Here is a 7,741-nt window from a genome sequence, read left to right on the forward strand (position 1 = left end):
TCCTCGGCCAGCGCCCGCGCAACGCCGACGCGCTGCTGCTGGCCGCCGGACAGCTGGCGGGGGTAGCGGTCGCGAAACTGCGACGGCTCCAGGCTGACCAGGGCGAGCAGTTCCTCGACGCGGGCCTCGATCCGGTCGGCGCTCCAGCCGAGCAGCTTGGGCACCAGGCCGATGTTCTGGGCGACCGTCTGGTGGGGGAAGAGGCCGACCTGCTGGATGGCGTAGCCGATGTGCCGGCGCAGCTGGTCGGGGTCGAGGCCGAGCACGTCCTGGCCGCCGATGCGGATCTCGCCGGAGGTCGGCTCGACCAGCCGGTTGATCATCTTCATGGTGGTCGTCTTGCCGCAGCCGGACGGGCCGACCAGCACGACGAGCTCTCCTGCGGGGATGTCGAGGGTGACGTCGTCGACCGCTGGGGCGGGCTGCCCCGGGTAGTGCTTGGTCAGCGAGCGCAATTCGATGCGCACGCCTTCGGTGTCACGGTCGAACACGAAGCCCCCTCGGGATGGTGAGCCGGCGGACGGCGAAGAAGAACAGGTCGAACAGGACGGCGACCACGACGATGCCGAGCGTTCCGGCGAGCGTGGCGTTGAGCGAGTTCACCGAGCCGAGGCGGGACAGGCCCTCGAAGATCTGCGTGCCCAGGCCGGGGCCGTCGACGAAGGCGGCGATGGCGGCGATGCCGATGAGCATCTGCGCCGAGACGCGCACTCCGGTGAGGATGAGCGGCCAGGCCAGGGGCAGCTGCACCTGCAGCAGCACGCGGGTGCGGCTGAGGCCCATGCCCCGGCCGGCCTCCACGGTGGCGGCGTCCAGGCCGCGCAGCCCGGTCACGGTGTTGCGGATGATCGGCAGGAAGGCGTACGCGGTGAGCGCGACGAGGGTGGAGCCCCAGCCGAGCCCGGTGATGGGGATGAGGAGGGTGAGCAGCGCCAGGGAGGGCACCGTCAGGACGGCCGCCGAGGCCGCTATCGCGCCTCCCCTCGCTCTCGGGGAGTCGTGGAACAGGAGCCCGGCGAGCACGCCGACGGCGGTGGCGACGGCCATGGCGATGGCCACGACCAGGGCGTGCTCCGCGGCGGCCAGCGAGAGGGTGTCCCATCGTGAGACCACGTACTCGCTGAAACTCATGGAGGAACCGCCTTCATTTACGCTTGCATGGATTCGCAAACCTATGCGATCTGTTGCGCTGAGCGCAAAATATGGTGCAATTAATGCAACGCTTTCGTGATGAACGGACAAGGATGACTGACAAGCCGCCCATGTCCTCGGCCGGCCTGCGACGGGACATGGAAATCCTGGAGATACTCGCGGGTCTCGGGGACGAGCGGGACGCCGACGGGTTCGGCGTCAGCTGGATCGCCCAGCGTCTGGGCAGGGAGAAGAGCCAGGTTTCCCGGGCGTTGCGCGGGCTTGAAGTCGAGGGCATGGTCGAACGCGACCCGCTCACCCGGCGCTACCGGCTCGGATGGCGGCTGTTCGCCCTCGCCGCGCGGACCGAGCAGTCCCGGCTCGTCCGGGTCTCGGCCCCCTACGTGCGGCGGCTGGCCGCGGCGTTCGACGAGGACGCCTACCTGTGCGTGCTGCGCGGCAACATGGTGCTGACCCTGCTGTCGGTGCCCTCCTCACGCGCCTATCACCGGGTCTGGGAGGGCGTCTCCGTCCCGGTGATCATGGCGGCGGCCGGCCGGTCGCTGCTGGCCGAGTGGGACGAGGAACGCGTGCGCGAACTTCTCGCCACCGTGCTGCCGGCCGGGCTCGACGGCAGCGTCGGCGGCATCGACGCGTGGCTGAAGGAGCTGGCCTCGGCGCGCACGGCCGGCTACGCGGTCTCCGACGTCGAGCTGGACGACAGCGAGGCGGGCGTCTCGGCCCCCGTACGCGATCACCGGGGGGTGATCACGGCGGCGATCAGCGTCTCCGTCACCCGGGCGGCCTCACACACCAGGCTGCACGAGATCGGCGCCTCGGTGGCGGAGACGGCACGCGAACTGTCCTGCGCGCTCGGCGACGGCAAGAGCACGCGGGGCCGGCCGGGCTGAGCGCTCGGCCGGGGCCCAGCCGAGGCTGGCTCGGGCCTGACCGACGTCCTGGCGGGGCCGTGAGTGACGCCTGGGCAGGGGCTGGCGCTGAGTAACTGATTCCCGACTTGTACACTCTTGTCGTTTCTTGGGGGAATCGGGGGAGTGGCGCGTGCCGCTGGATCAGGTCCTGGTGTTGCTGACCGCGGCCGCAGGAGCAGGGTGGGTCGACGCCGTCGTGGTCGGCGGCGGCCTGCTGCAGTTGCCCGCCGTGCTGATGACCGGCATGCCGACGGTCGAGGCGATGGCCACCAACAAGCTCTCGTCCGTCTTCGGCACCACCTCCGCGGCCGTCGCCTACGCCCGTACCACCAAGGTGGACCGCCAGGTGGTGCTGCCGGGCGCGGCCCTGGCCGTGGTGTGCGCCGGGCTGGGCGCGTGGGCCGCGGCCTCCATCTCGGCCGAGGTGCTGCGCCCTGCCGTCATCGTGGTGCTCCTGGCCGTGGCCGCGTTCGTGACGCTGCGCCCGGCGATGGGCGCGGTGCCCGTGCCGCACCTGCGCACCCGGTCCCGCGTCGTCGCGGCGGTGGCCACGGCGGGCGTCGGGATCGCCTTCTACGACGGCGTCCTGGGGCCGGGCGCGGGAACGTTCTTCATCATCGCCTTCACCACCATCCTCGGGCTGGACTTCGTCTCGGCGTCGGCCTCCGCCAAGATCATCAACATCGGGACGAACCTGGGCGCGCTGGCGGTGTTCGCGGTGCAGGGGCACGTGCAGTGGGCGCTGGGCCTCGGCATGGCCGTGTGCAACGTGGCCGGCGCCCAGCTCGGCGCGCGGATGGCGCTCAGGCGGGGCGCGTCGTTCGTCCGGATCGTGCTGTTGTGCGTGGTCGTCGCGATGGTGGTCAGGCTCGGCTGGCAGCAGTTCGCCTGACCGCCACGCCCGTTCTGCCCGCGTCTGCCGCGCCCGCGCCCGTTCCCCGGCGGGTGCGTCGAGAGGCGCGGGAAATCGCTCAGGGCGCCCGTTCCTCGGCGCGGACGCGCAGCGCCGTCGCGGCCAGGGCCACGAACGCGGCCAGCAGCGCGGGAACGGCCAGCGCCCGGGGCAGCCCCGTCAGCTCGGCCAGGCCCCCGATGAGCACCGGCCCGGTCAGGAACCCCAGGTAGCCGAGCGCCGCCACCCGCGCCAGCGACCGCCCGGCGTAGGCCGGATCCCGGTGCCCGGCGGCCGCGAACACCTGCGGCACGATGCACGACAGGCCCGCTCCGAAGAGCCCGAACCCGGCCACGCCCGCCACCGGATGCCCGGCCAGCAGCGCCAGCCCCAGCCCGGCCGCCACCAGCAGGCCGCAGCAGCGCACCAGCGGCACCGGCCCGAGCCGGGCGGCCAGCCGGTCACCCGCGAGCCGGCCCGCCGTCATCATGATGGAGAAGGCCGCGTACCCGGCGGCGGCGAACCCCGGCGCGGCGGCCAGGTCCTCGCTCAGGTAGACCGAGCTCCAGTCCGCCGCGGCCCCCTCGCCCACCAGGCAGCAGAACGCCAGCACGCCCAGGAACACGATGCCCTTCGGCAGCCCGGCCCGCCCCCGCGCGCCGTCCGCCCGCTCGGGCGCGGGCCGCAGCGCCCACCGCGCCGCCCAGGCCGCCAGCGCCGCGATCATCGCCCCGGCCGACCAGAACGTGACCGCCGCCGTCAGCGCGAAGTGCGCGAACAGCCCGCCCACGCTCGCCACGGCGAACCCGCCCAGGCTGAAGACGGCGTGGAACGACGACATGACCGGCCGCCCCAGGGCCCGCTCCACCTGCACGGCGTTGGCGTTCATGGACACGTCGAGCACCCCGTGCACGAGCCCGAACAGCAGCAGCGCCCCCGCCAGCGACACCAGGTCGAAGGCGTATGCCGGCAGCACCAGGACCACGCCCTGGGCCAGCGCGGCCGGGATCATCACCCGGGCGCTGCCGTGGCGGTCCACCAGCCGGCCCACCACCGTCATGCCGAGCACCGACCCGGCGGCGATGGCCAGCAGGGCCAGGCTCAGCCGGCCGTCGCCGAGCCCGAGGCGTTCCTTGATGGCCGGGATGCGCGCCGTCCACGTGCCGATGGCCGCCCCGGCCAGGAAGAACAGCAGGTAGACGGCCACCCGCTCACGGACGAGGACCCGGGCGCCGCTCACCCGCTCTCCTTGACCGTCACGCCGGCCGCCACCAGGGCGTCGCGTTCCTCCGGCGGGATGCCGGAGTCCGTCACGACCACGTCCAGCCGGCCGATCGGGCAGACCGCGCCGAACGCCGTACGCGCGAACTTGCCCGAGTCGCACACCACGACCACCCGCCGCGCCGAGGCGATGGCGGCCTGTTTGACGGCCACCTCCGGCAGGTCGTGCGCGGTCAGGCCGTGCTCGGCCGACAGGCCGCAGCAGCCGATCACGGCCGTGTCGAAGCGCAGCGCCCTGATCGAGCTCTCGGTGAGCGGTCCTGTGACGTTCAGCTCGCCCTTGCGCACCTCGCCGCCGGGCAGCACCACCCGCACCCGCGGCGCGCCCGCCAGCAGCGACACGGCCTGCAACGCCAGCGGCAGCACGGTCACCCGCCGCCCGGCCAGCGCGCGGGCCACCTCCAGCGTGGTCGTGCCGCCGTCCAGGATCACCGCCTCCCCGTCGGCGACCAGCTCCGCCGCCGCCTGCCCGATGCGCCGCTTGGCCTCCACCGCCTCGCGCTCGCGCACCCCGAACGGCGGCTCCTCGCCGCGCAGCAGCAACGACAGCGCGCCGCCCCTGACCCGGCGGACCACCCCCTGCTGGGCCAGCTCGTCCAGGTCGCGCCTGATCGTCATCTCCGACACGCCGTGCTCGGCGGCCAGCTCGGACACCGACACGCTGTCAGCGGTCCGCAGGGTGTTCATGATGGCGCGCACACGTTCCATCTGTTCATACAAACACGGACAATGTGCGCAATACAATGGCGGTTATGCGTGCCAGCCGCCTGCTCTCGCTTCTCCTGCTGCTGCAGACGCGCGGCCGCATGACCGCGCCGGAGCTGGCGGCCGAGCTGGAGGTGTCGGTACGCACCGTCTATCGCGACGTCGAGGCGCTGTCGGCGGCCGGCGTCCCGGTCTACGCCGACCGCGGCCCGGCGGGCGGCTACCAGCTGCTCGACGGCTACCGCACCCGGCTCAACGGGCTGACCGCCGAGGAGGCGTCGTCGCTGTTCCTGGCCGGGCTGCCGGGCCCGGCGGCCGAGCTGGGCATGGCAGAGGTGGCGGCCAACGCCGAGCTGAAACTGCTGGCCGCGCTGCCGCCCGAGCCACGCTCGCACGCCTCCCGGATGCGCGAGCGGTTCCTGCTGGACGTGCCCGGCTGGTACCGCTCCTCCGACGACGTGCCGCACCTGGGCGAGGTGTCGGAGGCGGTGTGGGAGCAGCGGCCGCTGCACATGACCTACCGGCGCTGGGGTCAGAAGGAGGTCGACCGGGTCATCCACCCGTACGGGCTGGTGCTCAAGGGCGGCTCCTGGTACCTGGTGGCGGCGCCGCCCGACGGCTCGCCGCGCACCTACCGGGTGGCGCGCATCCTGACGCTGGAGACGCTGCCGGGCCGCTTCGCCCGGCCGGACGGGTTCGAGCTGGGCTCGTTCTGGCAGGCGTACGCCAAGGAGTTCCGCGAGCGGATGTACACCGCCGAGGCCGTCGTCAAGGTGGCGCCCGGGCGGGAGGACCTGCTGGCGTACACGATGGGCGCCGACGTGGTCGCCGCCGCGCTGGCCGCCGCCGGAGAGCCCGACCCCGAGGGGTGGCGCACGCTGACCGTGCCGGTGGAGTCGATCACGCACGCCCGCTGGGTGCTGCTGCGGATGGGCGCCGACGTGGAGGTGCTGGGGCCGCCGCAACTGCGCGCGCTCATGGGCGAGGCGGTCGCCGAACTGGTCAAGCTGTACGGCTGACATCGGGACACGCACCGAAAACCAGGCGAAATCCGGGCGCGGTTCTGTCAGCATCCCCGCATGTACCTTCTCGCATTCGCGGGCGCGTGTGTCCTGGTGGCCATGGTGCCCGGGGTCGGCACGGCCGTCATCATGCGCCAGACGCTGCGCGCGGGCCGCGGCTCCGGCCTGGCCGCCACACTGGGCAACGAGACCGGGATCCTGGCGTGGGGCCTGGCCGCCGCGTTCGGCCTGTCGGCCCTGCTCGTGGCCTCGCAGCTGGCCTACGACGTCATGCGCGTGACCGGCGCCGTCCTGCTGGTCGCGATGGGCGCCCAGGCGCTGTGGCAGGCCCGCGAGGCGGCGCCGGCCAGGAAGGAAGGGGTCGTCGCGCCGGGGCGGCGCGGGCCGTACCTGGCCGGGCTCGGCACCTGCCTGGCCAACCCGAAGGCCGGCGTGTTCGCGATGTCGTTCCTGCCGCAGTTCGTCCCCGCCGGACACGACGTGCCGCTGACGCTGGTGACGCTCGCCCTGGTGTGGGTGGCGGTGGACCTGCTCTGGTACGGGCTGCTGGTCCGGGCGGTGGCCAGGGCCGGGACCGTCCTGGAGCGGCCCGCGGTCCGGCGCCGGCTGGAGCGGATCTCCGGCGTGCTGCTCATCGGGCTGGGCGTGCGGATGGCGGTGGAGTCGCGATGACGATCTGGCACGCAGAACGCGGCACGGGCGACCCGGTGGTGCTGCTGCACTCGATGGCCGCCGACTCCGGCATGTGGGACGCTCAGTGGGACGCGCTGGCCGACCGCTTCCGGGTGATCAAGGTGGACTTCCGCGGGTACGGGCACACGCCCTACCGGGCCGACGGCCCTTACAACCACGCCGACGACGTGGCCAAGGTGCTGGCGGCGCTGGGCGTCACCCGGGCCGCCATGGTCGGCTCCTCGGGCGGAGGCCGGGTGGCGCTGGAGCTGGCCTCGGCCGGGCTGGCCGGGCGGCTGGTGCTGCTCAACCCCATCGTCGACCTGGAACCCACGCCGGACCTGCGGGCGTACTGGGACGAGGAGGGACGCCTGCTGGAGCGGGGCCAGGTGGAGGAGGCCACCGAGCTCAACGTGCGCACCCTGCTGGGCCCCGAGGCGGACGAGGGGGCCCGGCTGCGGCTGGCGGCGATGCAGCGGCACGCGTTCGAGGCGCAGCTGGCCGCCGACCCCGAGCCGGAGCAGTTCGAACGGGAGCTGTCGCTGCCGGACCTGGACGTGCCGGCCCTGGTCGTGACCGGCGGGCACGAGCTGCCGTACTTCGTGGCCACCGCCCGCCAGGTGGCCGGCGAGCTGCCCGCGGGGCGGCTGCTGGAGCTGCCGTGGGCCGGCCACCTGCCGGGCCTGGAACGTCCTGAGGAGATCAACCGGCTGCTGCTGGACTACCTTTAGAACATGACGGACGACCTGGCGACCCTCGTGAGGCAGACGCAGGACGACGATCCGCTGCTGGCCCTGCGCGCCGCCACCGCGCTGCGCCGCGAGATCGAGCGGCTGGAGGCGGTCCAGGTCAGGCGCGCCCGGGTGGCCGGGCTCGCCTGGGCGCAGATCGCCGACGCGATCGGCGTGAGCAAACAGGCGGTGCACAAGAAGTACGGCCGCCGCTAGCCTGCCGGCGTGGCCGATGACGTGGCCGTCTGCGACGGTCGCGTCAGTCGGGGACCCGCACCGTCGCGATGCCCAGCGTGCTGGTCATCGGCAGCAGCCCGGCCTCGAAGACCGCGCCGAGGAACGGGGCGGCGAGCTGGGCCAGCCGCCCGGCGCGCT

Annotated in this window: 10 protein-coding genes; 6 read left to right on the forward strand and 4 right to left on the reverse strand. The window is 73.4% G+C overall.

The window, feature by feature from the left end:
• On the reverse strand, positions 1-491 hold a 491-nt coding region (locus ABFX54_RS05505), incomplete at its 3' end, for an ATP-binding cassette domain-containing protein (protein WP_428834500.1).
• Positions 478-1,131: an ABC transporter permease gene (locus ABFX54_RS05510; RefSeq protein WP_346101925.1), complete on the reverse strand. Its 654-nt coding sequence runs from the start codon at positions 1,129-1,131 to the stop codon at positions 478-480. The genes ABFX54_RS05510 and ABFX54_RS05505, both read right to left, overlap by 14 nt.
• A 113-nt stretch (positions 1,132-1,244) precedes the next feature.
• On the opposite strand from ABFX54_RS05510, the gene ABFX54_RS05515 reads away from it, so the two are divergent.
• Entirely contained in the window at positions 1,245-2,042 is a 798-nt protein-coding gene (locus tag ABFX54_RS05515; RefSeq protein ID WP_346101926.1) for an IclR family transcriptional regulator, read from the forward strand.
• 151 nt (positions 2,043-2,193) lie between these two features.
• Positions 2,194-2,955 carry a TSUP family transporter gene (locus ABFX54_RS05520; protein WP_346101927.1) on the forward strand — a complete coding sequence of 254 codons (762 nt, stop codon included), beginning with the start codon at positions 2,194-2,196 and terminating at the stop codon, positions 2,953-2,955.
• A gap of 79 nt (positions 2,956-3,034) precedes the next feature.
• Here ABFX54_RS05520 and ABFX54_RS05525 read toward each other — a convergent pair whose 3' ends face one another.
• Both ABFX54_RS05525 and ABFX54_RS05530 read right to left on the reverse strand, forming a co-directional pair.
• On the reverse strand, positions 3,035-4,195 hold the full coding sequence (locus ABFX54_RS05525) for an MFS transporter (protein ID WP_346101929.1): 1,161 nt from the start codon (positions 4,193-4,195) through the stop codon (positions 3,035-3,037).
• A complete protein-coding gene (locus ABFX54_RS05530; protein WP_346101931.1) occupies positions 4,192-4,944 on the reverse strand; it encodes a DeoR/GlpR family DNA-binding transcription regulator in 753 nt (250 codons plus the stop codon). The genes ABFX54_RS05525 and ABFX54_RS05530 overlap by 4 nt, the downstream gene beginning before the upstream one ends.
• A 44-nt stretch (positions 4,945-4,988) precedes the next feature.
• Between ABFX54_RS05530 and ABFX54_RS05535 the strand changes: the two genes are divergently transcribed.
• From ABFX54_RS05535 to ABFX54_RS05550, 4 genes are read left to right on the forward strand one after another with little or no spacing between them, the layout of a single operon-like run.
• Positions 4,989-5,960, forward strand: a complete 972-nt coding sequence (locus ABFX54_RS05535) for a helix-turn-helix transcriptional regulator (protein WP_346101933.1) — start codon at positions 4,989-4,991, stop codon at positions 5,958-5,960.
• A 60-nt stretch (positions 5,961-6,020) separates the two neighbouring features.
• Positions 6,021-6,635 carry a LysE family translocator gene (locus ABFX54_RS05540; RefSeq protein ID WP_346101935.1) on the forward strand — a complete coding sequence of 205 codons (615 nt, stop codon included), beginning with the start codon at positions 6,021-6,023 and terminating at the stop codon, positions 6,633-6,635.
• Positions 6,632-7,366: an alpha/beta fold hydrolase gene (locus ABFX54_RS05545; protein ID WP_346101937.1), complete on the forward strand. Its 735-nt coding sequence runs from the start codon at positions 6,632-6,634 to the stop codon at positions 7,364-7,366. Before ABFX54_RS05540 ends, ABFX54_RS05545 begins: the two co-directional genes overlap by 4 nt.
• Positions 7,367-7,369: 3 nt before the next feature.
• Positions 7,370-7,582 carry a hypothetical protein gene (locus tag ABFX54_RS05550; RefSeq protein WP_346101938.1) on the forward strand — a complete coding sequence of 71 codons (213 nt, stop codon included), beginning with the start codon at positions 7,370-7,372 and terminating at the stop codon, positions 7,580-7,582.
• Positions 7,583-7,741: the final 159 nt, after the last annotated feature.

This window comes from Nonomuraea maheshkhaliensis, from assembly GCF_039529435.1.
In the GTDB taxonomy this organism is placed as follows: Bacteria; Actinomycetota; Actinomycetes; order Streptosporangiales; family Streptosporangiaceae; genus Nonomuraea; species Nonomuraea maheshkhaliensis.

Coding starts and splice junctions, on each gene's coding strand:
- ABFX54_RS05530 (WP_346101931.1), bottom strand. CDS start 4,944: ATGGAACGTGTGCGCGCCATCATGAACACCCTGCGGACCGCTGACAGC.
- ABFX54_RS05535 (WP_346101933.1), top strand. CDS start 4,989: ATGCGTGCCAGCCGCCTGCTCTCGCTTCTCCTGCTGCTGCAGACGCGC.
- ABFX54_RS05515 (WP_346101926.1), top strand. CDS start 1,245: ATGACTGACAAGCCGCCCATGTCCTCGGCCGGCCTGCGACGGGACATG.
- ABFX54_RS05550 (WP_346101938.1), top strand. CDS start 7,370: ATGACGGACGACCTGGCGACCCTCGTGAGGCAGACGCAGGACGACGAT.
- ABFX54_RS05545 (WP_346101937.1), top strand. CDS start 6,632: ATGACGATCTGGCACGCAGAACGCGGCACGGGCGACCCGGTGGTGCTG.
- ABFX54_RS05540 (WP_346101935.1), top strand. CDS start 6,021: ATGTACCTTCTCGCATTCGCGGGCGCGTGTGTCCTGGTGGCCATGGTG.
- ABFX54_RS05510 (WP_346101925.1), bottom strand. CDS start 1,131: ATGAGTTTCAGCGAGTACGTGGTCTCACGATGGGACACCCTCTCGCTG.